This window comes from Bartonella bilalgolemi (assembly GCF_023500045.1).
GTDB classification, from domain to species: Bacteria; Pseudomonadota; Alphaproteobacteria; order Rhizobiales; family Rhizobiaceae; genus Bartonella; species Bartonella bilalgolemii.
The window spans coordinates 121,371-146,360 of the sequence record NZ_JAMCOF010000004.1 but is presented as its reverse complement, the minus strand read 5'-3'; the positions used below and the strand labels follow the sequence as shown (position 1 = coordinate 146,360).

At 37.1% G+C, this 24,990-nt stretch carries 27 protein-coding genes and 2 tRNA genes; 23 read left to right on the top strand and 6 right to left on the bottom strand.

Translation table 11 applies throughout. From position 1 onward, the window contains the following. The first annotated feature begins 875 nt into the window (after nt 1-875). Complete coding sequence (locus M4Z11_RS03720) at nt 876-1,406, top strand: hypothetical protein (protein WP_249676408.1); 531 nt, start codon at nt 876-878, stop codon at nt 1,404-1,406. A gap of 262 nt (nt 1,407-1,668) precedes the next feature. After that, the gene (locus tag M4Z11_RS03715) at nt 1,669-2,913 is read left to right on the top strand and encodes a DEAD/DEAH box helicase (protein WP_249676405.1); all 1,245 of its coding nucleotides are present in this window, start codon (nt 1,669-1,671) and stop codon (nt 2,911-2,913) included. 728 nt (nt 2,914-3,641) lie between these two features. On the opposite strand, the gene M4Z11_RS03710 is transcribed toward M4Z11_RS03715, so the two are convergent. Then, nucleotides 3,642-3,716, bottom strand: a tRNA-Asn gene (locus M4Z11_RS03710). 189 nt (nt 3,717-3,905) lie between these two features. Between M4Z11_RS03710 and M4Z11_RS03705 the strand changes: the two genes are divergently transcribed. From M4Z11_RS03705 to M4Z11_RS03685, 5 genes are all read left to right on the top strand, one after another. Next, a tRNA-Cys gene (locus M4Z11_RS03705) sits at nt 3,906-3,979 on the top strand. Between the two features lie 209 nt (nt 3,980-4,188). Continuing rightward, complete coding sequence (locus M4Z11_RS03700; RefSeq protein WP_249676437.1) at nt 4,189-4,863, top strand: protein-L-isoaspartate O-methyltransferase family protein; 675 nt, start codon at nt 4,189-4,191, stop codon at nt 4,861-4,863. Between the two features lie 48 nt (nt 4,864-4,911). Further along, nucleotides 4,912-6,213 carry a TolC family outer membrane protein gene (locus tag M4Z11_RS03695; protein ID WP_249676436.1) on the top strand — a complete coding sequence of 434 codons (1,302 nt, stop codon included), beginning with the start codon at nt 4,912-4,914 and terminating at the stop codon, nt 6,211-6,213. A 233-nt stretch (nt 6,214-6,446) separates the two neighbouring features. Then, the gene (locus M4Z11_RS03690) at nt 6,447-6,992 is read left to right on the top strand and encodes a DUF2497 domain-containing protein (RefSeq protein ID WP_249676402.1); all 546 of its coding nucleotides are present in this window, start codon (nt 6,447-6,449) and stop codon (nt 6,990-6,992) included. A 166-nt stretch (nt 6,993-7,158) separates the two neighbouring features. Further along, complete coding sequence (locus M4Z11_RS03685) at nt 7,159-9,882, top strand: valine--tRNA ligase (RefSeq protein WP_249676400.1); 2,724 nt, start codon at nt 7,159-7,161, stop codon at nt 9,880-9,882. 472 nt (nt 9,883-10,354) lie between these two features. Here the strand turns inward: M4Z11_RS03685 and M4Z11_RS03680 are convergent, their stop codons facing one another. From M4Z11_RS03680 to xth, 5 genes are all read right to left on the bottom strand, one after another. Beyond that, the gene (locus M4Z11_RS03680) at nt 10,355-11,101 is read right to left on the bottom strand and encodes an amino acid ABC transporter ATP-binding protein (protein WP_283772499.1); all 747 of its coding nucleotides are present in this window, start codon (nt 11,099-11,101) and stop codon (nt 10,355-10,357) included. Between the two features lie 14 nt (nt 11,102-11,115). Further along, on the bottom strand, nt 11,116-11,823 hold the full coding sequence (locus M4Z11_RS03675; RefSeq protein WP_249676398.1) for an amino acid ABC transporter permease: 708 nt from the start codon (nt 11,821-11,823) through the stop codon (nt 11,116-11,118). Nucleotides 11,824-11,825: 2 nt separating this feature from the next. Then, nucleotides 11,826-12,578 carry an amino acid ABC transporter permease gene (locus M4Z11_RS03670; RefSeq protein ID WP_249676394.1) on the bottom strand — a complete coding sequence of 251 codons (753 nt, stop codon included), beginning with the start codon at nt 12,576-12,578 and terminating at the stop codon, nt 11,826-11,828. Between the two features lie 140 nt (nt 12,579-12,718). Continuing rightward, a complete protein-coding gene (locus M4Z11_RS03665; protein ID WP_249676391.1) occupies nt 12,719-13,624 on the bottom strand; it encodes an amino acid ABC transporter substrate-binding protein in 906 nt (301 codons plus the stop codon). Between the two features lie 126 nt (nt 13,625-13,750). Next, entirely contained in the window at nt 13,751-14,533 is a 783-nt protein-coding gene (gene xth, locus M4Z11_RS03660; protein WP_249676389.1) for an exodeoxyribonuclease III, read from the bottom strand. 480 nt (nt 14,534-15,013) lie between these two features. Here xth and rpsL point away from each other — a divergent pair, with 480 nt between their 5' ends. The 16 genes from rpsL (at nt 15,014) to rplN (ending at nt 24,982) form a co-directional block, all read left to right on the top strand. Beyond that, complete coding sequence (gene rpsL / locus M4Z11_RS03655) at nt 15,014-15,385, top strand: 30S ribosomal protein S12 (protein ID WP_035006089.1); 372 nt, start codon at nt 15,014-15,016, stop codon at nt 15,383-15,385. Nucleotides 15,386-15,405: 20 nt separating this feature from the next. Then, nucleotides 15,406-15,876 (top strand): 30S ribosomal protein S7, encoded by a 471-nt coding sequence (gene rpsG, locus M4Z11_RS03650; protein WP_249676386.1) that lies wholly within the window; start codon nt 15,406-15,408, stop codon nt 15,874-15,876. 33 nt (nt 15,877-15,909) lie between these two features. Further along, a complete protein-coding gene (gene fusA / locus M4Z11_RS03645; RefSeq protein WP_249676384.1) occupies nt 15,910-17,994 on the top strand; it encodes an elongation factor G in 2,085 nt (694 codons plus the stop codon). A gap of 75 nt (nt 17,995-18,069) precedes the next feature. Then, the gene (gene tuf, locus M4Z11_RS03640) at nt 18,070-19,245 is read left to right on the top strand and encodes an elongation factor Tu (protein ID WP_249676279.1); all 1,176 of its coding nucleotides are present in this window, start codon (nt 18,070-18,072) and stop codon (nt 19,243-19,245) included. 67 nt (nt 19,246-19,312) lie between these two features. Then, the gene (rpsJ, locus tag M4Z11_RS03635) at nt 19,313-19,621 is read left to right on the top strand and encodes a 30S ribosomal protein S10 (RefSeq protein WP_007477064.1); all 309 of its coding nucleotides are present in this window, start codon (nt 19,313-19,315) and stop codon (nt 19,619-19,621) included. A gap of 27 nt (nt 19,622-19,648) precedes the next feature. Beyond that, nucleotides 19,649-20,389 carry a 50S ribosomal protein L3 gene (rplC, locus tag M4Z11_RS03630; protein WP_249676380.1) on the top strand — a complete coding sequence of 247 codons (741 nt, stop codon included), beginning with the start codon at nt 19,649-19,651 and terminating at the stop codon, nt 20,387-20,389. Continuing rightward, nucleotides 20,389-21,009 carry a 50S ribosomal protein L4 gene (gene rplD / locus M4Z11_RS03625; RefSeq protein WP_249676375.1) on the top strand — a complete coding sequence of 207 codons (621 nt, stop codon included), beginning with the start codon at nt 20,389-20,391 and terminating at the stop codon, nt 21,007-21,009. The genes rplC and rplD overlap by 1 nt, the downstream gene beginning before the upstream one ends. Next, nucleotides 21,006-21,299, top strand: a complete 294-nt coding sequence (locus M4Z11_RS03620; RefSeq protein WP_249676369.1) for a 50S ribosomal protein L23 — start codon at nt 21,006-21,008, stop codon at nt 21,297-21,299. Before rplD ends, M4Z11_RS03620 begins: the two co-directional genes overlap by 4 nt. Nucleotides 21,300-21,319: 20 nt before the next feature. Further along, a complete protein-coding gene (rplB, locus tag M4Z11_RS03615) occupies nt 21,320-22,153 on the top strand; it encodes a 50S ribosomal protein L2 (protein ID WP_249676365.1) in 834 nt (277 codons plus the stop codon). Between the two features lie 15 nt (nt 22,154-22,168). Beyond that, the gene (gene rpsS, locus M4Z11_RS03610) at nt 22,169-22,447 is read left to right on the top strand and encodes a 30S ribosomal protein S19 (protein WP_035006078.1); all 279 of its coding nucleotides are present in this window, start codon (nt 22,169-22,171) and stop codon (nt 22,445-22,447) included. Between the two features lie 2 nt (nt 22,448-22,449). Continuing rightward, nucleotides 22,450-22,839, top strand: a complete 390-nt coding sequence (gene rplV, locus M4Z11_RS03605; protein WP_249676359.1) for a 50S ribosomal protein L22 — start codon at nt 22,450-22,452, stop codon at nt 22,837-22,839. Continuing rightward, entirely contained in the window at nt 22,839-23,549 is a 711-nt protein-coding gene (rpsC, locus tag M4Z11_RS03600) for a 30S ribosomal protein S3 (protein ID WP_249676354.1), read from the top strand. The genes rplV and rpsC overlap by 1 nt, the downstream gene beginning before the upstream one ends. A 38-nt stretch (nt 23,550-23,587) precedes the next feature. Then, on the top strand, nt 23,588-24,001 hold the full coding sequence (gene rplP, locus M4Z11_RS03595) for a 50S ribosomal protein L16 (protein WP_249676352.1): 414 nt from the start codon (nt 23,588-23,590) through the stop codon (nt 23,999-24,001). A 12-nt stretch (nt 24,002-24,013) separates the two neighbouring features. Next, nucleotides 24,014-24,214: a 50S ribosomal protein L29 gene (rpmC, locus tag M4Z11_RS03590; RefSeq protein ID WP_249676348.1), complete on the top strand. Its 201-nt coding sequence runs from the start codon at nt 24,014-24,016 to the stop codon at nt 24,212-24,214. Nucleotides 24,215-24,226: 12 nt separating this feature from the next. Then, nucleotides 24,227-24,466 carry a 30S ribosomal protein S17 gene (rpsQ, locus tag M4Z11_RS03585; protein ID WP_078680083.1) on the top strand — a complete coding sequence of 80 codons (240 nt, stop codon included), beginning with the start codon at nt 24,227-24,229 and terminating at the stop codon, nt 24,464-24,466. 147 nt (nt 24,467-24,613) lie between these two features. Beyond that, on the top strand, nt 24,614-24,982 hold the full coding sequence (rplN, locus tag M4Z11_RS03580; protein WP_249676344.1) for a 50S ribosomal protein L14: 369 nt from the start codon (nt 24,614-24,616) through the stop codon (nt 24,980-24,982). Nucleotides 24,983-24,990: the final 8 nt, after the last annotated feature.

Below are 24,990 nucleotides of genomic sequence, written 5' to 3'. Positions count from 1 at the left end.
TAGAGATTTAATAGTTATTATATACTGCTATATAAAGTTTGTAGTGCTTTTTTGTTCTTTATAATTCTTGATAGATTGCAAATGATAATTTGATGTTAAGTTGCTTTGCAATAAAATTAAAATTCCAGTGAGAAAAACAAATCAGATTTGATAATTATATCTGTAGGGAGAAGTAGTTGATTAGTGATGTAAGTAATTTATTTCGTTAATGTGATTGGCAAGCAGAGTTTCTTTTTATTAAACTACAGGAAGTTGAAAGGTGATTTCTTTATTTTAAATAATGGGAAACATATCAAATTAGAAAATGTTGATACATTTGTAGATGAGGCTATTGTAGCTGAAACGAGTATAATTAAATTGTGAGATATTGGAGCAGTTCTTACATATTTTATTATTATAGTTCCTAAAAATCGAATTGTTTTGACAATAATTAAAATGCTGCATTTTGGAGGTATTGTTTTTGAGATAGTTTTTGTTGATTGACGCTCTGAAAAGTATTTTTCATGAAGAGAAAAATCTTCTAATTATTTTTAATAGTAATTTTGATTTTAAATATTTTCTAGGCATTAAAAAACAAATTTCACCTTTTCAGGGGGTAGAGCAATATTTTATTTTTAGTTTTTAGCAGTGTTGATGGGATACATAGTTTTGAGCTTAAATTATTATTTTAATGACGAGATTATACACTTTTAGTGCCTTACGAAATTAGTTATAAATTTTTATTCTATGTTAATTTTATTAAAAAAACATATTAACTTCGATATGTTATAAAGATAACTTAAATAAGTTTATTAGAAATATCGTTATGTTACAGATGATTATAGAGTTATTTAGTTTTGTAATTTGAAATTTTTTTGAATAAAGGAATATAGAGAGTGAAATCCATTTTTTATTTTATGCTGAGTGTATTTTTATTATTAGGTATTGGAACATATAATGTAGTAGCTGAGCCAACGGTAATGCAAAAAACTGCGCTTTCAAATTTGGTTATTGATATTAATAAGGCCATGAAAAATAGAAATTTTTCTATTGTTTCTGCTCATATGCCTGATCGACTTTATAAAGAAATGGCTCGCCTGTTAAACACGACAGAGGATAGTTTACGTAATAATTTTCTTGAGCAACTGCATGTTCAGTTTGAAAATTTACCTACTGATGCTTATCATTTAGATGAAACAGAAATAGACTATAAGCAAATTAATAATGATATTTTTTATGCTTTGATTCCAACTGTGATTGAAACAAAGGATCGTATCATAAAATATAAAACCTTAGCGATTTTTGATAATGATAAATGGTTTTTAGTTTATGGGGGACAGAAGACTATACAAAATACAATTTTTCTGGAGATTTATCCTGATTTTAAGGGAATGAATATGCCGAAGGAAACAGTAATAAAAAAATAAATAATTTTGTAAGGTACTTGCTTTTTATTTTAATCCGATGATACTGCCTATTAAAGCGTTTGTGTTGATGAATTAGTTTTTTACACAAAAAGGTTTTGTACATCTTATTTTGGATTAAGATACCCATGTGTGGTGTCTGGCAGTTTATTTTATTTCAAGCATTGGTCCACAAAATTAAAATTAGGACTCTATTGTATGTTTTTTAATACTACGATTTAGCTTGTAATTTATTGATAATTATCGAGCTAGGGAAAATTTTATTTTGAGTGTAAGTAAAGAAAATATTTTTGCAGAACTAGGTTTGTCCTCTCTTTTAGTTAAAAACCTGTTTATTGCTGGTATGCATAAACCTAAGCTTATTCAAGAGCGAGCTATCCCAGTAATATTAAAAGGGCATGATATTTTAGGGATTGCACAAACTGGTTCTGGAAAAACATTGGCATTCAGTTTACCCATTTTGAACCGAATTTTAACTTTAGGTGATAAGCGTCACCCTAAAACTGCGCGAGCCTTAATTTTGGTTCCTACGCGTGAACTTGCTGTTCAGATTGAGGAAGCAATTAGTGCTGTTGCAAAAGGAACCCATCTTTCAACTTGTTTGATTTTAGGGGGAATGTCGCGTTTGACACAAATTAGACGGATGGCAAAGGGTGTGGATATTTTGATTGCAACACCGGGACGTTTAATAGATCTTATCCGTAATAAATATGTTGATCTGTCTCAGTCTCGTTTTTTTATTCTAGATGAGGCTGATCGTATGTTAGATATGGGCTTTATTAATGATGTGCGACAAATTGCAAACTTTTTGCATAAGAAATGTCAAACGGCACTTTTTTCCGCGACAATGTCAAAAGAAGTTAATGTGCTTGCAGATAATTTACTTAAGAAACCAGTAAAAATAGAAGTTGTGTCTCAAGGAACCACTGCTGCGGAGATTACTCAAGTACTGTATTGTGTTTCTACAAGTGAAAAAAAGAGTGTTTTGAATAAACTTTTAACAAATCCTGCTTTGGCTTCAGTTATTGTGTTTATACGTACTAAGCATGGCGCTGATTCTGTTGCGCGTAGTTTGGTAAAAACGGGATATTCTGTTGCGACAATCCATGGAAATAAATCACAAAATGCTCGGCAGTGTGCGTTAAAAGATTTTCGTGAAGGATTAGTAAGAGTTTTGGTTGCAACTGATATTGCTGCACGTGGTATTGATATCCCCGGAATCAGCCATGTTATTAATTATGATTTGCCAGATAATGCTGAAAGCTATGTGCATCGCATTGGTCGTACCGGACGTAATGGTGCATCTGGTAATGCTATTACACTTTTTGATGAAAAAATAGAGCAGGTACGTTTGTGTGCTATAGAGCGCTTGATTCGTATGAAATTAACACGAAAAGAGATTCCTCTGCAATTTGCATCATTACCTGAAAAACTAGCTGAACCAAAAATTTACAAGCGAGAAGGTAGTAAAACACCATTTAAGAGGATTAAAGATCGGAAAAAATCTTAAATAGCATCGATAAAATTGCACAATCAAAAAGTAAAAAAACTCATTAGAACACAAAAAAACAAAATATGTGCGGTCATTGCGTTTTAAAAGTTAGAGAAATAAATAGCACAGATTTAAAGAGCGCATTATAAAACTTACTTTTATGCATTATTGGATGTAAAACTATTATTATTTAGATGTAGTAAGTGAGACGAATACGCTACTATAGGTGTATTAATGTGAAATCAGCTTATTATGTTTAGCATTGATGATGGCAGTTTTCACTATTTTTTTATGATTTTAGTAAGAGCTTTTTATTTTAGAAAGAAGGTTAAACAGAAAAAAATGAATAAAGAAATCTACTAAAGAGAGCACTAACGCGATTGAAAATAAAAAATAAAATTAAAAGAAAAGTGATTCCGATTTATATGCTGATCCTACTTAACGGATGTAGGACATAATGAATGTGATTTTTGTATCGGATAGTTCTTTATTCATCTAGAGCGAAAAGACTTTATTGTCATCAACTCAAGTTTAGCAAGACAAATCTTCGAGCATAATAAACAGGACGCCCATACGTGCAAGTTGGCAACATATCTAAAAGGCAAAATTATGCAGATTATAGTAGCTATAAAACAATTCAAAAGAAATATCGATTCGCAATGCATTATAGAAGAAAATATGAAACCTTAATTTTTTATCTTTAAAAAGATCAATAAAGTCAATATGTTAAGCATTACACCCAAATATGGCTCCCCGGGCCGGATTCGAACCAGCGACCAACCGGTTAACAGCCGGTTGCTCTACCACTGAGCTACCGGGGAACAGTGTATAATCACTTAATTTACAAAGCCTATAGCAAAGCAATATTGATTTGCAAAGAGAAAAATTACTTTAATTTTTTAAATCTTCAAATTACAATATGATATGAATGAATAAAAAGGTTAGAAAAAGTTTCTTTGCCTTGACGGATGCTTTGCCTTCCCTTATTGACGATCTTTACATTTTAATGGGGCCTCGTGGCAGAATGGTTACGCAGAGGACTGCAAATCCTTGTATCCCGGTTCGATTCCGGGCGAGGCCTCCAGCTAATTTGATTTATAATTCTCAAAATCTCAAATGAGTTACTTTCGTATCTAGTAGAATACAGTGTACATTAAAATTGGCGAAATTGGGATCTTAATTATTGACTATAACATGCTTTTTGTCGCACCATTAGTAGTAGCAGATGTTCACATCTTAAAACTGTTGCTGCTTTTTGGAAGCTTTTATTGCGTATGGGAGAGAAATTTAGTGATGATAGTAGATTTTGTAGAACTTCGCCGTAAAATGGTTGATAATCAAATTCGTACAGTAGATGTGACAGATTTGTTGGTTCTCAAAGCATTTTTAACAGTGCCACGTGAAGATTTCGTTCCAGAAAATATTAGAGATTTAAGTTATCGCGATGCTGATATTGTTGTATTTCCAGCGCAGAGTAATTTGCCTGTACGTCATTTAATGAGACCTGCATCTTTAGCAAAATTATTACAATTGGCAGCTGTAAAATCATCCGATGTTGTTTTGGATATTGGTGCAAATAGCGGTTATTGTTCTGCATTGCTTTCAAAACTTGGGAAATCCGTTATTGCATTAGAAGGCAATAAGATGCTTGCAGAACAGGCTGCCAAAATTTTGGAGTGTAATCAGTATAATAATGTAACGGTTGTTCATGAGACCTTAGAGAAGGGATATCCTATTAAAGGGCCTTATGATGTAATTTTTATTGAAGGTGCTGTCGATTTCATTCCTGATGGTATTTTTGATCAGATGAGAGAAGGTGGACGTCTTGTTGTGGTTGAAGGACATGGCAATGCTGGTATTGCACGAATCTACGTAAGAAAAGAGAGTACTATTTCAGTTTGTCGTAATTTTAATCTTTCTGTGAAACCCTTACCTGAATTTTTAAGATTGCCTGATTTTGTATTTTAATGCTGATATTTTATAAATAGATATAAAGAATAGTATGATTAGTTTAGGATTTATATTGTGTTTAAAATAAACAAGAAATTTCAAGTATGTTTGTTCCTGATTTTTTGCATTTTTATCTCTGAATTAGCTTATGCTGATACATTGATGGATGCTTTTGCTAAAGCTTATCTGCATAATGCTAAATTGAATAGTGAGCGTGCGGCTGTGCGCATATCAAAAGATGATATGGTTGTTGCAGGTTCAGGCTTTTTTCCACAAATTGAAGGAATTGGGAGCTATGGTCGAAATAAAGCTGCTATAGCTCCTTATAGTACCTCTGGATTTATAGGAATAAGGCTAAATCAAAGGTTATTTGATGGTTTTATTACGCAAAATACGTTTTTTTCAGCTAAATTAAAAATGCAAGCACAGCATGAATATTTTCGTAATGCTGAGCAGAATATGTTTCTTGAAGTTGTGACAGCATACACTAATGTGTACAAAGCGCGCCGTATTGCTGATCTGCGTCGAAAAAATTTGATTGCCCTTGAAGAGCAAGTTCGTTCAGATAAAGCAAAACTTGAGGTAGGGGAAGGAGGGCGTATTGATTTTGCTCAAGCACAAGCAGCTCGTTCTGTTGCTGTTTCTGAGCTCAGTGTTGCTCATGCTAACGTAAAATCAGCGGAAGCAATTTATCGGCAAGTAATTGGTGCTGATCCTAAAAAATTAGAACGTCCATTGATGGCAAAAGAATTACCAATGAATCTTGATTCCGGTTATCAAATTAGTATCGCTATGCACCCCGCAATTCTTTATGCAAGATATTTAATTGATTCTAGTTTTTATAATGTCAAAGCAAAAGAAGGAGCACTGCTTCCTAAAGTTGATTTGTCTGCGACAACATCTTATAATCGAGTTTATAGAGGGCCTGGAGAGGATGGAGTTTCTCAATCAGTGGGGCTTTCACTTAGTTTTCCAATTTTTGAAGGAGGACGTACATCTGCGCAGATTCGCCAGGCAAAGGAACAATTTAGGCAAGCCCATTTTCAGCTTGATTTGGCTCAAAGTGGTGTAAAACAAGCACTTACTTCTGCTTGGTTTCAGTTAGAAGGTGCTCGTGCATCTGTTGCAGCTTATCGTGAGAGTGTTCGTGCTGCTGACATTGCTTTTAAAGGTCGTATTCAAGAAAATCGTGTAGGGCAGGCAACTACATTGGATGTTTTAAACTCTCAGACGCAGTTGATTAATGCTCAGATTGCGTTAATAGCAGCAGAATGTGATGTTGTCGTTGCAAGTTATAGTGTCCAATATTCTGTTGGTAAATTGACCGCAAGTTATTTGGGTTTGAAAACGATTAAATATGTTCGCTGAGAATCGAGGATATAATTAGCGATTTTTACACATTAAAATAATTATTTGCATAAATGAGTATATTATAAATTAATTGTTGATATTGAAAATATTTTTTGCCCCAATTTGTATCATGTTGAAAAAAGTTGTGTGTAGTATCATATTTCAGACAAAGAGATGTGTTGATTTTATCGTTCTTTTGCTACAGTAGATGGTAGTTTCGTTTGTTTTTGCGTTTCGAGAGGTTTTAAAGTATGGTACAGAGTTCAAATGCGTTACATGAGCCAAGTATGGATGAGATTTTGACATCTATCCGTGAAATAATTGAAGAAAATTCAGTTCAGTCTGATAATTTCTCAAGTGAATCTATTGCAGCAAATGCTTCTGCAAAGAGTTCAGTAACACCATCAGAAGGTGTTTATGATGCGACTTTATCTGTTGATGATGCGATGAGGGCTTTAGCTGATCGTATTGGTTTTTCTGCAGAAGATAGAGTTTCTTCTTTAACAAATGATACAAAATTGGAAAATAAGATGGATATGCAAGGGATGAGTCTTTCTTCTGAAGAACAAGATTCTGTTCATAAAGTAAAACAATATGATGAGACATTTGTATCACAGAAAAGAAATCCATCTTCTGGTTGTGTAGAATTATCTGCGTATGTTGTTTCCTCTGCTGAAAAGGTTGCAAGAGATGTATTGCGTCCCGCTATAGCGGAGTGGTTACAATGTCAATTGCCTATTTTACTTGAGAAAATTCTACGTGAAGAAATTGTCAAAACTGTTAAGAATTTATCTTAAGAGCTAAGAGCTTTTAAACTCGTTATATAATCTGCTATTTAATTTGGTTGTTAGAGTTCGAACATGGTTTTATAAAGCTATTTAGATAAATAGTGTTTTGCATGTGGCGTAGCTAGTTTTTGACCATAATTGTTTTTTCAGCGGTATTATGAATTAAGTGGATAAGATGCTAGAAAAAAACTATAATGCTGCTTCTGTGGAGCCACGAATTGCAAAAGAATGGGAAAAGTGTGGAGCTTTTAAAACAAAGGTAAACTTAGAGCTAGAGCCAGAATCTTTTTGTGTTATGTTGCCACCGCCGAATGTCACAGGCTCACTTCATATGGGGCATGCATTAAATACGACAATTCAGGATATTATAGTGCGTTTTCAACGGATGCAAGGCAAAAATGTGCTGTGGCAACCGGGTATGGATCATGCAGGGATTGCCACGCAAATGGTTGTTGAACGACAACTTGCAGAACATCAAGAGCCAGCGCGTCAAGAAATGGGAAGAGAAAAATTTATTGAACGCGTTTGGAAATGGCGTCATGAAGCCGGAGGGATTATTACTAATCAACTCAAACGTCTTGGCGTTTCATGCGATTGGTCACGTGAGCGATTCACAATGGATGAGGGTTTATCTCAGGCTGTTCGTGAAGTTTTTGTTACGCTTTACAAGCAAGGATTGATATATAAGGACAAGCGTTTAGTCAACTGGGATCCAAAGTTGTTGACGGCTATTTCGGATCTTGAAGTTGAACTGAAAGAAGTTAAAGGTTATTTGTGGTATTTTAGGTATCCACTTGAAGGAAAAGTTTTTGATCCGAATGATTCTACAACTTTTATAACAGTTGCGACAACACGTCCTGAGACAATGCTAGGGGATACGGGTATTGCGGTTAATTCTGAAGATGATCGTTATAAAGGTCTCATAGGAAAAAATGCTATCTTACCACTTGTTGGTCGCAAATTGTTAATTGTTGGTGATTCTTATGCCAATCCTGATGAGGGGAGTGGAGCTGTAAAAATCACACCGGCGCATGATTTTAATGATTTTGAAGTAGGACAGCGGCACAATTTAGGCTTAATTAATATTTTGACACAAAAGGCTGAGATTTTTTTGCGTGATAATGAGGCATTTTTTGATGGTTTAGTTTTATCTGATGAATTGAAGGAGCTGGTAGAGCATTTAGATAAAGTTGATCGTTTTGTTGCACGAAATCGAATTGTTTCTTTGATGGAAGAAAGAGGCTATTGTGTAACTTTTAATGATCATCCTCATGTTGTTCCTCATGGTGATCGAAGTGGAGTACCCATTGAACCACTTTTAACAGATCAGTGGTATGTCAATGCTGCAGAATTAGCAAAGCCAGCGATAGAAGCTGTTCGCCAAGGGAAAACAAAATTTATTCCAGCTAGTTGGGAAAAAACTTATTTTAATTGGATGCAGAATATTCAGCCTTGGTGTATTTCTCGTCAATTATGGTGGGGGCATCAGATACCTGCTTGGTATGGTCCTGATGGTATGATTTTTGTTGAAAAAAATGAAAAAGAGGCTTTAGATTCTGCTTTATCTTATTATGGTAAAACAGTTCAATTAACACGTGATCAGGATGTTTTAGATACTTGGTTTTCATCTGCTCTTTGGCCTTTCTCAACGCTAGGTTGGCCTGATAAAACAATTGAGTTAGCAACTTTTTATCCAACATCTTTATCGGTCACTGGATTTGATATTATCTTTTTCTGGGTTGCTCGTATGATGATGATGGGTATGCACTTTATGGGAGAAGTACCTTTCCCAATTGTTTATGTACATGCTCTCGTGCGGGATCAGTATGGCGCAAAGATGTCAAAATCGAAGGGAAATATTGTTGATCCGTTGGAACTCATTGATCAATATGGCGCAGATGCGCTACGCTTTACTTTAGCTATTATGGCAGCGCAAGGTCGTGATGTAAAACTTGATTCCTCACGTGTTGCAGGCTACCGTAATTTTGTTACGAAATTGTGGAATGCTACCCGATTTGCTGAAATGAATGGTGTTAGGCATGGTTTATCTTTCAAACCAGAAAAAACAAAACTTGCGATTAACCGTTGGATTTTAACAGAATTATCCAAAACCGTTTCGGCAGTTACTAAGGGCATTGAAAACTATAAATTTAATGATGCTGCTCACGCACTTTATCGGTTCATTTGGAATGCATTCTGCGATTGGTATCTTGAACTTCTTAAACCTGTATTTCAAGGTTCAAATGAAGATTCTAAAAAGGAGGCACAAGCATGTACAGCTTGGGTCCTTGATGAAGTTTATAAACTTCTTCATCCTTTTATGCCTCATGTAACAGAGGAGTTATGGTCTCTTACGGCAATGCAAGATATGAAGCGCGAGAATATGTTAGCATTAATGCAATGGCCACAAGTAACATTTAAAGATGAAGAAGCTGCAAATGATATTAGTTGGATTATTGATGTAGTTAGTGGTATCCGTTCTGTGCGTGCTGAAATGAATGTTCCAGTAAGTGCACTGGCACCTCTCGTAATTTTAGAAGGAGGGCAAGTAATTCAAGAGCGTGTACATCGTTATGAGACTATTCTTAAAAGATTAGCACGTATTGAAGAAATTTGTTTTTCTGATCAGTCTCCTGCCATGTCAGCCCAAATAATTTTAGGAGAGACAACTTTTTGTTTACCATTGGGGCAGTTGATTAATTTAGATGCTGAACGCGCTCGTTTGAAAAAGGATATGGATAAAATTGAACGAGATATTGAAAAAATATTAATTAAATTAAATAATCCAAAATTTATAGCAAATGCAAAACAGGAAATTATTGAGATTGAACGTAAAAGAATTACAGAGCTATATGATGCAAAAAAGAAAGTATCTGTTGCTTTAGAACGGCTGATTTAATTCAGATTTTATATTTATTTTGAAGATTAAAAAAATATTTGAGATGGTATCTTAGATGATTTATGCATGTACATCGGTTACTAAATTTATGATTAAGTGAGGCTTCATAAATTAGTAAATATCTAGATACTATTTATGCAAAAATTAATAAGAGAAGAAAATCTTATATAAGAAGTATGATAATTTAGATATATAATTGAAAAAGCGGTCTGTTTGCTCAGATTATTTTGGGAAATATAATATTTGAGGAAAGAATCTGTATGGAATAATATTAATTGGGATTTATTAAATAATCAATGCGTAAGGTTGATATTGAGCTTTTCCATTTAAGAATTCACTTTTTTACTTTTAGGTAAAATTAAATATAATACACAACAGCATTAAGAATTGTTGATTTTATTGAAAAACAACAATTCTTAGGTGCACGCAATTAAAATTTAGGTTATATATAATCTGAATTACAATGTAATGGTTAAGAATGAAGGATTTTTGATAAAAATTCTTGAGTCCTTGGCATTCTGGCTTGTGGGTTAGAAAAAAAGTCTTCAGACGAACAGTCTTCGAGTATCATTCCTTGATCCATAAAAATTATACGCTTTGATACTTTTTGAGCGAAGTTCATTTCGTGAGTGACACAAATCATTGTCATACCTTCTTCTGCTAAGCCTATCATGACGTCTAATACTTCGCCTACCATTTCTGGATCTAAAGCAGAAGTTGGTTCATCAAAGAGCATAACAAGTGGATCCATAGTTAAAGAGCGTGCAATAGCAACACGTTGCTGTTGCCCTCCGGAAAGTTGGCCAGGATATTTATCTTTGCATTCAATGAGTCCAACGCGTTCAAGATATAATAAGCCACGCTCAAGCGCTTCTTTTTTACTGCGTTTTAAAACTTTAATTTGTGCAATAGTTAAATTTTCCGTTACGGATAAATGTGGGAAAAGCTCAAAGTGTTGAAATACCATTCCTACGTGGCTACGTAATTTGGATAAATTGGTTTTTTTTGAATGAACTGGTATACCATCAATCCAAATTTCACCTTTTTGAAAAGGTACTAGAGCATTAATGGTTTTTATGAGGGTTGATTTACCTGATCCTGACGGTCCACAAACTACAACTACTTCTCCTTTATTGATATTGGTCGTACAGTTTTTAAGAATGTTAACTTCGCCATACCAGTTAGAAACATTTTTTATTTCGATCATATGAGTAGACATTATTTTCTCCCCTGTTAGCGAATAATGGATATTTTTTTCTGCAAGAATGAAACTATTTGCGATAATGTAAAGCAGATCACAAAATAGAAAATTGCTGCTAAAATATAAGCCTCTTGTTTTACACCGAAATTGTTTGAAACGATATCAAATCCATTCAAAAGGCTATTGCCGCTGATTGCATAGACAAGTGTTGTATCCTGAAACAGGATAATGATTTGTGTTAAAAAGATTGGTAGCATATTTCTGAAGGCTTGGGGAAGAATCACAATGCGCATATTTTGCCAATATGTCATCCCAAGAGCTTGACCTGCATGTTTTTGTCCTTGCGAAATTGAAAGTATACCAGCGCGCATAATTTCAGCAAAATAAGCGGCTTCAAACGCGGTAAAAGTAATTAATGCTGATTTATTAGCACCGATTGATGTGCCTATTATAAAAGGCAGAAGCACAAAAAACCATAAAATAACCATTACAAGCGGTATTGATCGCATGGCAGTAATATAAATTGTAGCAATTATAGAAAGCAGCTTAAGGGAAGAAAGACGCATCATTGCCAATAATATGCCAAAGATGAGACCAAATACCGTTGTAACAATCGTTAGAAAAACGCTAAAAAGCAACCCTGATAAAATATAAGAATAGAATATATCGAAAGTAAAAAACGAAAAATCAAATTCTGAGAAATTAAAAGGAGAATAGGTATTTATAAATTCTACTATCATATTTAACACCCCTCTGTTTGAAAACAGGGAATTCTAATCATTCTCTCAATTATTGTCATAAGGACAAATATGAAAAGAGATATGATAATATAAAGGATTGTAACAAGTAGATAGTTTTCATAAACATGACTTACTTCTTCAATTGTTTGATATTGAAATTGCATTAATTCATTAATAGAAACAGCGAACGCTATAGATGAATTTTTTACAATGCCCATTGCTTCTGAAGTGAGTGGTGGCATGATTGTGCGAATAGCACGTGGTAATATAATGTAACGATAGCTCTGGTAAGTATTAAATCCCATTGCCATTGCAGCATAACGCTGTCCAGAAGGAATAGATTCAATGCCAGAGCGAACTTGCTCTGCGATACGCGCAGATGTAAAAAAACCTAAAGCACAGATTATTAATAAGATGGGTGGAAAATTCATTGCAGGTGGATAAATTTTAGGCACGACAAAATACCATAGAAATACTTGAACAAGTAAAGGAATATTACGCATAATTTCTACCCAAAAAGTGCCAATAGCACGTAAAAAATTATTAATGATGGAAGTTTTGGGCAAGGTACGTATCATTCCTATAATAACGCCTACAAATACAGCCAGTATCAATGAATAGATAGATAATATGGCCGTATTTTTAAAACCATCGAGGAGTGTATCCAAATAGGTATGACTTATGCCAGGAGTTCCGAGACATCCGGCTACCAGTGTATGATTAAGATCATCTTTGCAAAGGAACGAAAAGTCCATTAATTGATTTTCCTCAAGTTAATCAGTTGCTAAATAGAGAGAATAAATCAGCTATATTGACATAGGCTAAGTGTATTGAAAAATTCAGAATATGACTATACCTAATTTGTAAGGAGTATGGTTATTCTCTTGTAATGATTTTATAGATTATTTTCTATATAAGCTTCCCGTGGCTTATTATTTGGATTCTCCCAAGCATATCGAGTTTCTTTAGACAGAGGAAGATTGATGATAGTATTTGTAGGGGGAATTGGTTCCATGAACCATTTATTATAAAGTTTCGCGAGTGATTCATCATTAATTTGGCGTACGATACTATCGTTAATGACTTGTTCAAAATTTTTGTCATTTAAGCGGAGCATACAAGCGATAGGTTCAACGGAAAGTGTAGCATCAAGAATTACATAATCAGATGGATTTTTTGATTTAGCAATGTTTGCAGAGAGAATCGATATATCCATGACAAATGCATCAGCTCGGCCAGATTCTAGTAATAGGAAACTCTCTCCGTGGTCTTTACCGTTTACAACTTCAAAATGAATGTTTTTTTGACGTTTATTTTTACGGATGAGCTGCACAGCTGTTGTACCAGTGGTTGTTGCGACTTTTTTACCATTTAAATCATCAATAGATTTAATGCCAGAATTTTTCTTTACAGCGATTTTAACCGATTCAACATAGGTTGTGTATGCAAAGGCAGCTTCTTTCTTCCGAGCAGAATCATTTGTTGTCGATCCACATTCAAAATCATAAGTACCGTTTTTCAGTAGAGGGATTCGATTTTGTGATGTAATGGGCAGATAATTAACTTTGATTGGTTGACCAATTTTTTTTGAGATATCGTTAATAATATGTTCTGCCATTTCAGTGTGGAAACCTGTATATTTTCCATTGCCAAGCGCATAGGCCAGACCTGATGATTCGCGAACACCTAAAGTGATTTCTCCTGTTCTTTTAATTTTCTCAAGTGTATCATTTGTAGCGTGAGCAATGCTTGTTAATCCCGTAAAAATTGCTGCAATAAATATTAAAAATGATTTTCTCATTATTTCCTCCATTTTTATAATAATTCTTTATTCTTGTTACTGTATTCAGGATATATTTCAGTATGTGATGTAGCATATTTATTATTTTAGGTGGGATTTTTTTTTATATATCCTATTATATCTTAATTAATCACAGTTGAGCTCGACCCAAATGGGAATGTGGTCTGACGGCCTTTGGTATCCTCTTACCTCTGTTTGGCTATATGCACAAATCAGCTGATCTGCAGCCTCTGGTGATAATAATAAATGGTCAATGCGTATACCGTTATTTTTTTTCCATGCATTAGCTTGAAAATCCCAAAAACTAAATGATGGGATGTCTGTTACATTTCGGATAGCGTCATAAAAACCTAAGTGAGTAATACACTGAAATATTTCTCTTATTTGTGGAAGGAATAAAGCATCATTTTTCCATTCTTGCGGATTTTTTGCATCTAATGAGGTCGGAATAACATTATAATCACCAGCAAGGATTAAAGGTTCTTCATATGCAAGTAATGATTTTGCATGTGTGTACAATCTCTTCATCCATTCTATTTTATAAAAGTATTTCTCACTATTGATGGGATTGCCATTTGGAAGATAGAGGGAAGCAACACGAATGCTTCTTTTATTTGTTGAATAAACAGCTTCAATATAACGTGCTTGCTTATCATTATGATTACCTGGTAATCGACGAGTAATTTCATCAGGTATTTTTTTAGAAAGAATTGCAACGCCATTGAAGCTTTTTTGTCCATGCGTTTCTACATGATAGCCTAAATCTTCAATTGTATTACGTGGGAAATTCTCATCAATACTTTTAATTTCTTGTAAGCAAACTACATCAGGTTGATTCTGTTTTAGCCATTTACATAATGTTTCATGTCTCGCTTTTATACCAGCTATATTCCATGTTGCTATTTTCATACTGTTAATTTTAAGTACCAGATCTGTAATTAGCAAGTTGTTCTATTAGATATTATGCAATTACCCCCAATGTATTGGAGCCATTTTTAATAGTTGGAGCCATTTTTATTGTATGAGTCTATTATTTTATGTATTAGCTTTTTTGTTTTTTGAATTTTTACTTTTACAAACTTTTCTGATGTTTAGTACTTGACGAATGTATATGTTCTCGCTATTAAAAGCTGCTATGATCAGTACGAAAGCGCATTGAGAATTAAGGTGATTTGCATTCATCTTAAGAGAAGTTTGTAAGATCTAAAAACAAATGTTAATGCAAGAGGTTGTGGCCTCCTATGCTGGTAGTCGGGTAAGCTGTTTGTGCAGTCGTGCCCGATTTTGTATTATGAACATATATTTATTCTGAATATTATTGGAGTAGATATAGATAAATGAAAGCCCAAATGGGAACAACGAACGCAGATTGTTAAAGAGGAAGGTTACATGCCTACCGTAAATCAGTTGATTAGAAAGCCGCGTGTAGTGCCAGTTAAGCGCAATAAGGTTCCTGCCCTTCAGGCAAATCCGCAAAAGCGTGGTGTTTGTACTCGTGTATATACAACGACACCGAAGAAACCAAATTCTGCTCTTCGGAAAGTTGCTAAGGTTCGTTTGACAAATGGGTTTGAAGTGATTGGTTATATTCCCGGAGAGGGGCATAATCTTCAAGAGCACTCTGTTGTGATGATTCGTGGTGGTCGTGTAAAGGATTTACCAGGAGTCCGGTATCACATTGTTCGTGGTTTGCTTGATACTCAGGGTGTTAAAAATCGTAAACAGCGTCGTTCTAAATATGGCGCAAAGCGTCCGAAATAAATATTTGAGAGACAAAGCCAATGTCCCGTCGCCATAGAGCAGAGAAACGTGAAATTAATCCAGATCCCAAATTTGGTGATTTGGTTATTACAAAATTTATGAATGCCATTATGTTTGATGGTAAAAAATCAGTAGCTGAACGTATTGTTTATGGTGCTCTTGATTCTGTTGGGAATAAGGTTAAGACAGATCCTGTGATTTTGTTTCATCAGGCGTTGGAAAATGTTGCTCCACATATTGAAGTTCGTTCACGTCGTGTTGGGGGTGCTACTTATCAAGTTCCAATTGATGTTCGTCCTGATCGTCGGCAGGCTTTAGCTATTCGTTGGTTGATTGCAGCGGCGCGTGGGCGTAATGAAACAACAATGATTGATCGCCTTTCTGGTGAGTTGGTTGATGCTGCTAATAATCGTGGTTCTGCGGTGAAAAAGCGAGAAGATGTTCATCGTATGGCTGAGGCTAATCGTGCGTTTTCTCATTATCGCTGGTAGGTATGTTTGAAAAAGATCTAAGGCAAAAAAAGAATGGCTCGCGAATATAAAATTGAGGATTATCGTAATTTTGGTATTATGGCGCATATTGATGCCGGTAAAACCACGATGACAGAGCGTATTTTATTCTATACCGGTAAGAATCATAAGATCGGTGAAACGCATGATGGTGCTTCTACAATGGATTGGATGGAGCAGGAGCAGGAGCGTGGTATTACGATTACATCTGCTGCGACGACTACTTTTTGGGAAGGTCGTGATGGTCGAAAGCGACGCTTTAATATCATTGATACGCCTGGTCACGTTGATTTTACAATTGAGGTTGAGCGCTCTTTGCGTGTTCTTGATGGTGCAATAGCATTGTTGGATGCGAATGCTGGTGTAGAGCCTCAAACAGAAACTGTTTGGAGGCAAGCTGAGAAATATCATGTGCCCCGTATGGTTTTTGTTAATAAAATGGATAAGGTTGGGGCCGATTTTTATCGTAGTGTAGAAATGGTTGCTTCGCGATTGGGTGCTAAAGCACTTGTTGTGCAGTTGCCGATTGGTGCTGAAAATGATTTTGAGGGTGTTGTTGATCTTATAGAAATGAAGGCGTTGACATGGAATGGTTCTATTGGGGCTTCGGCTACAGTGGGTGAGATACCTTCTGGATTAAGGGAGAAAGCAGAAGAATACCGCGAAAAATTGATTGAGATGGCTGTTGAGGTTGATGAGGTGGCAACAGAGGCATATTTGGAGGGGATTATGCCGACTAATGAGCAGCTTGTTGCTCTTATTCGTAAAGGGACAATCGAAGTTCAGTTTCATCCAGTTCTTTGTGGTACGGCTTTTAAAAATAAAGGTATTCAACCTCTTTTAGATGCTGTGATTTCTTATCTTCCTTCTCCGGTTGATGTTCCAGCTATTAGTGGTCTTGATGTTAAGACTGAAATTGAGGTAATTCGTGAGTCTTCAGATGAAGCTCCGCTTTCTATGCTTGCTTTTAAAATTATGAATGATCCGTTTGTTGGATCGTTGACTTTTTGTCGTATTTATTCTGGTAAAATTCAAAAAGGTATTTCTCTTGAGAATACTGTGAAAAAAAAGAAAGAGCGTTTGGGGCGTATGCTTCAGATGCATTCTAATTCTCGTGAGGATATTGAAGAAGCATTTGCGGGTGATATTGTTGCTCTTGCTGGTCTTAAGGAGACAACAACGGGTGATACTCTTTGTGATCCTTTGAAGCCCGTTATTTTGGAGCGGATGGAATTTCCTGAACCTGTTATTGAAATTGCTATTGAGCCGAAAACAAAGGCAGATCAAGAAAAAATGGGTCTTGCTCTTAATCGTTTGGCTGCGGAGGATCCTTCATTTCGTGTTAAAACGGATGAAGAATCTGGTCAGACGATTATTGCTGGAATGGGTGAGCTTCATCTTGATATCATTGTTGATCGTATGCGGCGTGAATTTAAGGTTGAAGCAAATGTCGGGCAGCCTCAAGTGGCTTATCGTGAATCGATAACAAAAGTTGCTGAAATTGATTATACCCATAAGAAACAGTCTGGGGGAGCTGGGCAATTTGCTCGTGTGAAAATTATTTTTGAGCCTCATGATGGTGATGATTTCGTTTTTGAGTCAAAAATTGTTGGTGGTGCCGTTCCTAAAGAGTATATTCCAGGTGTCCAAAAAGGTATTGAAAGTGTTATGGGGTCAGGCCCTCTTGCAGGGTTTCCTATGCTTGGTGTAAAAGCTACTTTGATTGATGGTGGCTATCATGATGTAGATTCTTCTGTTTTAGCTTTTGAAATTGCTGCGCGTGCAGCATTTCGGGAAGGTGCGCAAAAAGCTGGTGCTCAGCTGCTTGAGCCGATTATGAAAGTGGAGGTTGTGACGCCAGAAGATTATGTTGGAGATGTGATTGGTGACTTAAATTCTCGTCGAGGTCAAATTTCAGGTACTGAGGCTCGTGGTGTTGCGACAGTTGTGAATGCGATGGTTCCTTTAGCGAATATGTTTGGTTATGTAAATACACTTCGGTCGATGACACAGGGGCGAGCTCAATATACAATGCAATTTGATCATTATGAGCCTGTTCCTTTGGCTGTAGCACAGGAGATTCAGAAGAAATATGCATAATCAATATACGTAATTTATGATCGTATATTAATTTTAAACTTAGTTCATAGTTTGAACAGAAAATGGAGAGCTCAAATGGCAAAGAGCAAATTTGAACGTACGAAGCCGCATGTTAATATAGGAACGATTGGTCATGTTGACCATGGGAAGACCTCATTGACGGCAGCGATTACGAAATATTTTGGTGAATTTAAAGCATATGACCAAATTGATGCGGCGCCTGAAGAGCGGGCGCGTGGTATAACGATATCTACTGCGCATGTTGAGTATGAAACGGAGAGCCGTCACTATGCTCATGTTGATTGTCCTGGTCATGCGGATTATGTTAAGAACATGATTACAGGAGCGGCGCAAATGGATGGTGCCATATTAGTTGTTTCTGCAGCAGATGGACCTATGCCTCAAACGCGTGAGCATATTTTGTTGGCGCGTCAGGTTGGTGTTCCAGCGATTGTTGTTTTTCTCAATAAGGTTGATCAGGTTGATGATAGCGAGCTTTTAGAGCTTGTGGAGCTTGAAGTTCGTGAGCTTTTATCGAAATATGATTTTCCTGGTGATGATATTCCCATAGTTAAGGGTTCGGCTTTAGCAGCGCTTGAGGATTCTAATAAGAGCATAGGTGAAGATTCTGTTCGTCTTTTGATGAGTGAAGTTGATAAGTATATACCGACGCCTGAGCGTCCAGTTGATCAGCCGTTTTTGATGCCTATAGAGGATGTTTTTTCTATTTCTGGTCGAGGAACGGTTGTTACGGGTCGTGTTGAACGTGGTGTTATTAAAGTTGGCGAAGAAATAGAGATTATTGGTATACGTCCTACATCTAAGACGACAGTTACCGGAGTCGAAATGTTCCGCAAACTTTTAGATCAAGGTCAGGCTGGTGATAATATTGGAGCTTTGCTTCGTGGTGTTGATCGTGAGGGGATTGAGCGTGGTCAAGTATTGGCGAAGCCTGGTTCTGTTACGCCTCATACTAAGTTTAAAGCTGAGGCTTATATTTTAACGAAAGATGAAGGGGGTCGTCACACACCATTTTTCACGAATTATCGCCCGCAATTTTATTTTCGTACAACAGATGTTACCGGTATAGTTACCCTCCCTGAAGGAACGGAAATGGTTATGCCAGGTGATAATGTTGCTATGGATGTTTCTTTGATTGTGCCAATTGCAATGGAAGAGAAGCTTCGTTTTGCTATCCGAGAAGGGGGGCGCACCGTTGGGGCCGGTATCGTATCTAAAATTATTGAATAGGTGAAATAATTATTAAGAAATGTCTTTGATTATTAGAGGCATTTCATATGTTAGGGAAATAAAGAGTATGAATGGCCAGAATATCCGTATTCGTTTAAAGGCATTTGATCATCGGATTCTTGATGCATCGACGCGTGAGATTGTGTCAACCGCTAAGCGCACTGGTGCTAATGTTCGTGGTCCTATTCCGCTTCCAACGCGGATTGAGAAGTTTACGGTTAATCGTGGTCCACATATTGACAAGAAGAGTCGTGAGCAGTTTGAAATGCGTACACATAAGCGCCTTCTTGATATTGTTGATCCGACACCGCAGACGGTAGATGCGCTTATGAAGCTTGATCTTTCTGCTGGTGTAGATGTTGAAATCAAGCTCTGAGGTTTGAAGACAGAAGGAACATTCCCAATGCGTTCAGGTGTAATAGCACAGAAGTTAGGTATGACCCGTATTTATAATGATGCTGGTGAGCATGTTCCAGTAACCGTGCTTCGTTTAGATAAATGTCAAGTTGTTGCTCAACGTACAGTTGAAAAGAATGGTTATACTGCTGTTCAATTAGGTGTAGGGCTTGCTAAAATCAAAAATACGTCCCAAGCTCTTCGTGGGCATTTTGCTAAAGCTGTAGTTGAGCCAAAAGCTAAAATAGCAGAATTCCGTGTTAGTCCTGATAATTTACTTGATGTTGGTACTGAAATTACAGTGGAACATTTTGTGCCAGGTCAAAGGGTTGATGTAACAGGTATAAGTATTGGTAAAGGGTTTGCTGGTGTTATGAAGCGGCATAATTTTGGTGGACATCGTGCTTCACATGGCAATTCGATTACACATCGTGCTCATGGCTCAACAGGTCAATGTCAAGATCCTGGAAAAGTGTTTAAAGGCAAAAAAATGGCTGGTCATATGGGGCAAGTGCGTGTAACAACTCAAAATATCGAAGTTGTCTCTACGGATGTTGATCGTGGTTTAATTTTAGTGCGTGGTTCTGTTTCTGGTTCTAAAGGGTCTTGGATTTTAGTGCGAGATGCTATAAAGAAGCGTCTTCCTGATAATGCACCAAAACCTGCTGGTGTTCGTCAGCTTGTTAAAGAAGAAGTGGGAGTAATTCCCTTAATGGCAGAAGTTTCTGAAACTGAGGGAATTGAATAATGGATCTTGTGGTAAAAACTCTTGATGGTAAAGAAGCTGGTAAATTGGAAGTTTCTGAAAATATTTTTGGTCTTACTCCTCGTGAGGATATTTTACAGCGTGTTATTCGTTGGCAGCTTGCGCGTCGTCAAAAAGGGACACATCAGTCACAGGGACGGTCTGATGTATCACGAACAGGAGCGAAAATGTTTAAACAAAAAGGAACTGGGCGCGCTCGTCATTCTTCTGCTCGGGCGCCACAATTTCGAGGCGGTGGTAAAGCACATGGTCCGGTGATGCGGAGTCATGAGCATAGTCTTCCTAAAAAAGTTCGTGCTCTTGGATTGCGCTTAGCTTTATCAGTCAAATTAAAAACAGATAGTTTGATTATTGTTGATAAGCTTAGTATTCGAGATGCAAAAACAAAAGCGCTGAATGAGAATTTTTCTAAACTTGGTTTCAATAATGCTTTGTTAATTGGTGGAAAAAAAGTTGATATGAATTTTTTTCGTGCAGCATCTAATATTCCTAATATTGATGTTTTACCAGTTCAGGGGATTAATGTTTATGATATTTTGCGTCGCAGCAAGCTTGTTTTGTCAAAAGAAGCTGTTGAGACACTTGAGGAGCGTTTCAAATGACGAACCTTCGCCATTATGATATAATTTTAAGTCCAGTTATTACTGAGAAGTCGACTATGCTTTCTGAGTATAATCAAGTTGTTTTTAATGTTGCTCAGAAAGCAACAAAACCTGAAATTAAGACTGCTATTGAAGCACTTTTTAATGTAAAGGTTAAGGCAGTAAATACAGTGGTTCGTAAGGGTAAAATGAAGCGTTTCAAAGGTATTGTTGGTCGGCAGAGTAATATCAAAAAAGCAATTGTAACACTCGTTAAAGATCAATCAATTGACTTTTCAACAGGTTTATAAAAGGTTCGGAGGTAAGAATAATGGCACTTAAGCACTTTAATTCGACTACGCCCGGACAGCGTCAGCTTGTTATCGTAGATCGTTCTGATCTTTATAAAGGTAAACCCATAAAGAAACTAACAGAGGGGTTGTCGTCAAAAGGTGGACGCAATAATCGTGGTAGAATTACTGCCCGTTTTCAAGGTGGTGGTCATAAGCGTACTTATAGGCTTGTTGATTTTAAGCGTATCAAGCGTGATATGTTTGCAAAAGTTGAGCGTTTGGAATACGATCCGAACCGTACGGCTTTTATAGCGTTGATTCGTTATGAAGATGGGCAATTAAGTTATATTCTTGCGCCACAGCGTCTTGATGTTGGTGATTCTGTTATTGCTGGTTTAAATGTTGATGTTAAGTTAGGCAATGCAATGCCTCTTAGTAATATGCCTATTGGTACTATTGTTCATAACGTTGAAATGAAACCTGGAAAAGGTGGTCAAATTGCACGTTCAGCAGGAGCTTATGTACAATTGGTTGGGAGAGATGAAGGGATGGCTATTCTTCGTCTTAATTCTGGTGAGCAACGTTTGATTTCAGGTAATTGTTTTGCAACGGTTGGTGCTGTTTCAAATCCTGATCATGGAAATATTAGCGATGGTAAAGCTGGTCGGTCACGTTGGCGTGGTAAGCGTCCGCATGTTCGTGGTGTTGCTATGAATCCAGTTGACCACCCGCATGGTGGTGGTGAGGGTCGTACATCAGGTGGTCGTCACCCAGTATCTCCTTGGGGGAAACCTACGAAAGGTAGGCGTACACGTTCCAATAGAGCTACTGACAAATTTATTATGCGTTCGCGTCATCAGCGTAAGAAATAGGAAAGGTAGTCTAAAGTGGTTCGTTCAGTTTGGAAAGGTCCGTTTGTTGACGGCTATCTTCTTAAGAAAGCAGAAAAAGTTCGCGCTAGCGGGCGTAATGAGGTTATTAAAATGTGGAGTCGTCGTTCTACTATTTTGCCACAATTTGTTGGTTTGACTTTTGGTGTTTACAACGGCAATAAACATATCCCTGTTTCTGTTTCTGAAGAGATGGTTGGGCACAAATTTGGTGAATTCGCTCCCACCCGAACCTATTATGGGCATGGTGCAGATAAAAAAGCGAAGAGGAAGTAGGAATGGGCAAAGCTAAGGCTCCACGCCAACTTAAAGATATTGAGGCGAAAGCTGTCGCCCGAACAATTCGTGTTAGTCCGCAGAAGCTTAATTTAGTTGCTGCAATGATTCGTGGCAAAAAAGTTGATATGGCATTAGCTGATTTGACATTTTCACGTAAGCGTATTGCTAGTACTGTTAGGGGTACTCTTGAATCAGCGATTGCTAATGCAGAGAATAATCATGATCTTGATATTGATTCCTTGATTGTTGCAGAAGCATATGTTGGCAAATCTATTGTAATGAAGCGTTTTCATGTTCGAGGGCGTGGTCGGGCTAGTCGAGTAAAGCGCCCATTTTCTCATCTCACTATTATTGTGCGTGAAGTTATAGAAAAAAGGGGGGGTGTGTAATGGGACAGAAGATCAATCCAATAGGGCTTCGTCTTGGAATTAATCGGACCTGGGATTCACGGTGGTATGCTGATAGTGGTGAATATGGGCGTCTTCTTCATGAAGATGTAAAAATTCGCTTATATATAATCGAAGAATTAAAGCAAGCAGCTGTTTCTAAGGTTGTTATTGAGCGTCCTCATAAAAAGTGTCGTATAACTGTTCATTCGGCGCGTCCTGGTCTCATCATTGGTAAAAGAGGTACTGATATTGAAAAGCTGCGTCGCAAACTTTCAGAGATGACTGATGCTGAAACTTCACTGAATATTGTTGAAATTCGTAAACCAGAGATTGATTCTACAATTATTGCTCAGTCCATTGCTCAGCAGCTTGAGCGTCGTGTTGCTTTTCGGCGTGCAATGAAGCGTGCCGTTCAATCCGCTATGCGTCTTGGGGCTGAGGGGATTCGTATTAATTGCTCTGGTCGTCTTGGGGGGGCTGAAATTGCTCGTATGGAATGGTATCGTGAAGGTCGTGTTCCGCTACATACATTGCGGGCTGATGTTGATTATGGTACAGCAGAAGCTAAAACTGCCTATGGTATTTGTGGTGTTAAAGTTTGGGTTTTTAAGGGTGAAATTCTTGAACATGATCCAATGGCTTCAGAGCGTCGTGCTACGGAGGGTGATCATTCGAATTCTTTATTGAATCGTCGCCGCGAAAATGTTTAATTTTTGTGATTGAGTTAGAAATTTTGGAGTAGAGAGCAATGTTGCAGCCAAAGCGCACAAAGTTCCGTAAACAATTTAAGGGTCGTATTCATGGTTCTTCGAAAGGTGGAACAGACTTGAATTTTGGTGCTTACGGTTTGAAAGCTATTGAGCCAGAGCGTATTACTGCTCGTCAAATTGAGGCGGCGCGTCGTGCAATTACACGTTATATGAAGCGTTCTGGTCGTGTATGGATTCGTATTTTTCCGGATGTTCCTGTTACATCTAAGCCAACGGAGGTTCGTATGGGTAAAGGTAAGGGAAGTGTTGATTATTGGGCAGCACGCGTTGCGCCTGGACGTGTTATGTTTGAACTTGATGGGGTTTCTGAGGATGTGGCACGTGAAGCACTTAGGTTAGGTGCAGCAAAACTTCCTGTTAAAACTCGTTTCGTACAGCGTATTGCTGAATAAAGAGGTTAAGCGATGAAAGCTGCAGAATTACGAGCGCAAACGCTCAATCAAATGAAAAATGAATTGGCTAACTTAAAAAAAGAGCAGTTTAATCTGCGTTTTCAGAAAGCAACAGGTCAGTTAGAGAAGACTGCACGTGTTAAACAAGTTCGTCGCAACATTGCACGTATTAAAACATTTCTTCGTCAGAAAATGAACGAAAATAAAGATTAAGGAAGTTAGAAGATGCCTAAACGCATTCTGCAAGGTGTTGTCGTTAGTGATAAGAGTGATAAAACTGTTATTGTCAAGGTGGAGCGTCGTTATTCTCATCCGTTGCTCCAAAAGACGGTTCGGCAATCTAAAAAGTATAAAGCGCATGATGAAAATAATCAGTTCAAAATTGGAGATCGGATTTTTATTCAGGAATCTAAACCAATCTCGAAAGATAAGCGTTGGATTGTTGTTAAAGATAGTGTAGCGTAGTTAGTTAGGTGAGTTGTTTTTAAATTTAATCTTGGTTTATATCCGTAGGTGGATTTTGAAACAAAAGCTTTATCATTATTTAGCGGGCGAGTTCGGGTGTATCAAAGACACATCCGGATGTGGATGTTTAAGAAAAGGTGACCATTCATGATTCAGATGCAAACAAATCTCGATGTTGCAGATAATTCTGGTGCACGTCGTGTCATGTGCATCAAAGTGTTAGGCGGTTCAAAGCGGAAGTATGCTTTGGTTGGCGACATCATTGTTGTTTCGGTTAAGGATGCTATTCCTCGTGGACGTGTAAAAAAAGGAGACGTGATAAAAGCTGTAGTAGTTCGTACTGCCAAAGATATTCGTCGCGTAGATGGTAGCGTAATTCGTTTTGATAGAAATGCTGCTGTTTTAGTTGATAATAAGAAAGAGCCGATTGGTACGCGTATTTTTGGACCAGTTCCCCGAGAACTTCGTGGTAAAAACCATATGAAGATCATTTCTCTTGCTCCTGAAGTGTTGTAAGGGGTGAA

Excerpts from the sequence above, each read along its gene's own strand:
- rplN (WP_249676344.1), top strand. The coding sequence starts at position 24,614 with ATGATTCAGATGCAAACAAATCTCGATGTTGCAGATAATTCTGGTGCA.
- rpsJ (WP_007477064.1), top strand. The coding sequence starts at position 19,313 with ATGAATGGCCAGAATATCCGTATTCGTTTAAAGGCATTTGATCATCGG.
- rplB (WP_249676365.1), top strand. The coding sequence starts at position 21,320 with ATGGCACTTAAGCACTTTAATTCGACTACGCCCGGACAGCGTCAGCTT.
- M4Z11_RS03700 (WP_249676437.1), top strand. The coding sequence starts at position 4,189 with ATGATAGTAGATTTTGTAGAACTTCGCCGTAAAATGGTTGATAATCAA.
- fusA (WP_249676384.1), top strand. The coding sequence starts at position 15,910 with ATGGCTCGCGAATATAAAATTGAGGATTATCGTAATTTTGGTATTATG.
- rplP (WP_249676352.1), top strand. The coding sequence starts at position 23,588 with ATGTTGCAGCCAAAGCGCACAAAGTTCCGTAAACAATTTAAGGGTCGT.
- rplD (WP_249676375.1), top strand. The coding sequence starts at position 20,389 with ATGGATCTTGTGGTAAAAACTCTTGATGGTAAAGAAGCTGGTAAATTG.
- M4Z11_RS03690 (WP_249676402.1), top strand. The coding sequence starts at position 6,447 with ATGGTACAGAGTTCAAATGCGTTACATGAGCCAAGTATGGATGAGATT.
- rplV (WP_249676359.1), top strand. The coding sequence starts at position 22,450 with ATGGGCAAAGCTAAGGCTCCACGCCAACTTAAAGATATTGAGGCGAAA.
- M4Z11_RS03685 (WP_249676400.1), top strand. The coding sequence starts at position 7,159 with ATGCTAGAAAAAAACTATAATGCTGCTTCTGTGGAGCCACGAATTGCA.
- xth (WP_249676389.1), bottom strand. The coding sequence starts at position 14,533 with ATGAAAATAGCAACATGGAATATAGCTGGTATAAAAGCGAGACATGAA.
- M4Z11_RS03665 (WP_249676391.1), bottom strand. The coding sequence starts at position 13,624 with ATGAGAAAATCATTTTTAATATTTATTGCAGCAATTTTTACGGGATTA.
- rpsC (WP_249676354.1), top strand. The coding sequence starts at position 22,839 with ATGGGACAGAAGATCAATCCAATAGGGCTTCGTCTTGGAATTAATCGG.
- M4Z11_RS03620 (WP_249676369.1), top strand. The coding sequence starts at position 21,006 with ATGACGAACCTTCGCCATTATGATATAATTTTAAGTCCAGTTATTACT.
- rpsG (WP_249676386.1), top strand. The coding sequence starts at position 15,406 with ATGTCCCGTCGCCATAGAGCAGAGAAACGTGAAATTAATCCAGATCCC.
- rplC (WP_249676380.1), top strand. The coding sequence starts at position 19,649 with ATGCGTTCAGGTGTAATAGCACAGAAGTTAGGTATGACCCGTATTTAT.
- rpsL (WP_035006089.1), top strand. The coding sequence starts at position 15,014 with ATGCCTACCGTAAATCAGTTGATTAGAAAGCCGCGTGTAGTGCCAGTT.
- rpmC (WP_249676348.1), top strand. The coding sequence starts at position 24,014 with ATGAAAGCTGCAGAATTACGAGCGCAAACGCTCAATCAAATGAAAAAT.
- tuf (WP_249676279.1), top strand. The coding sequence starts at position 18,070 with ATGGCAAAGAGCAAATTTGAACGTACGAAGCCGCATGTTAATATAGGA.
- M4Z11_RS03675 (WP_249676398.1), bottom strand. The coding sequence starts at position 11,823 with ATGATAGTAGAATTTATAAATACCTATTCTCCTTTTAATTTCTCAGAA.
- M4Z11_RS03670 (WP_249676394.1), bottom strand. The coding sequence starts at position 12,578 with ATGGACTTTTCGTTCCTTTGCAAAGATGATCTTAATCATACACTGGTA.
- M4Z11_RS03680 (WP_283772499.1), bottom strand. The coding sequence starts at position 11,101 with ATGTCTACTCATATGATCGAAATAAAAAATGTTTCTAACTGGTATGGC.
- rpsQ (WP_078680083.1), top strand. The coding sequence starts at position 24,227 with ATGCCTAAACGCATTCTGCAAGGTGTTGTCGTTAGTGATAAGAGTGAT.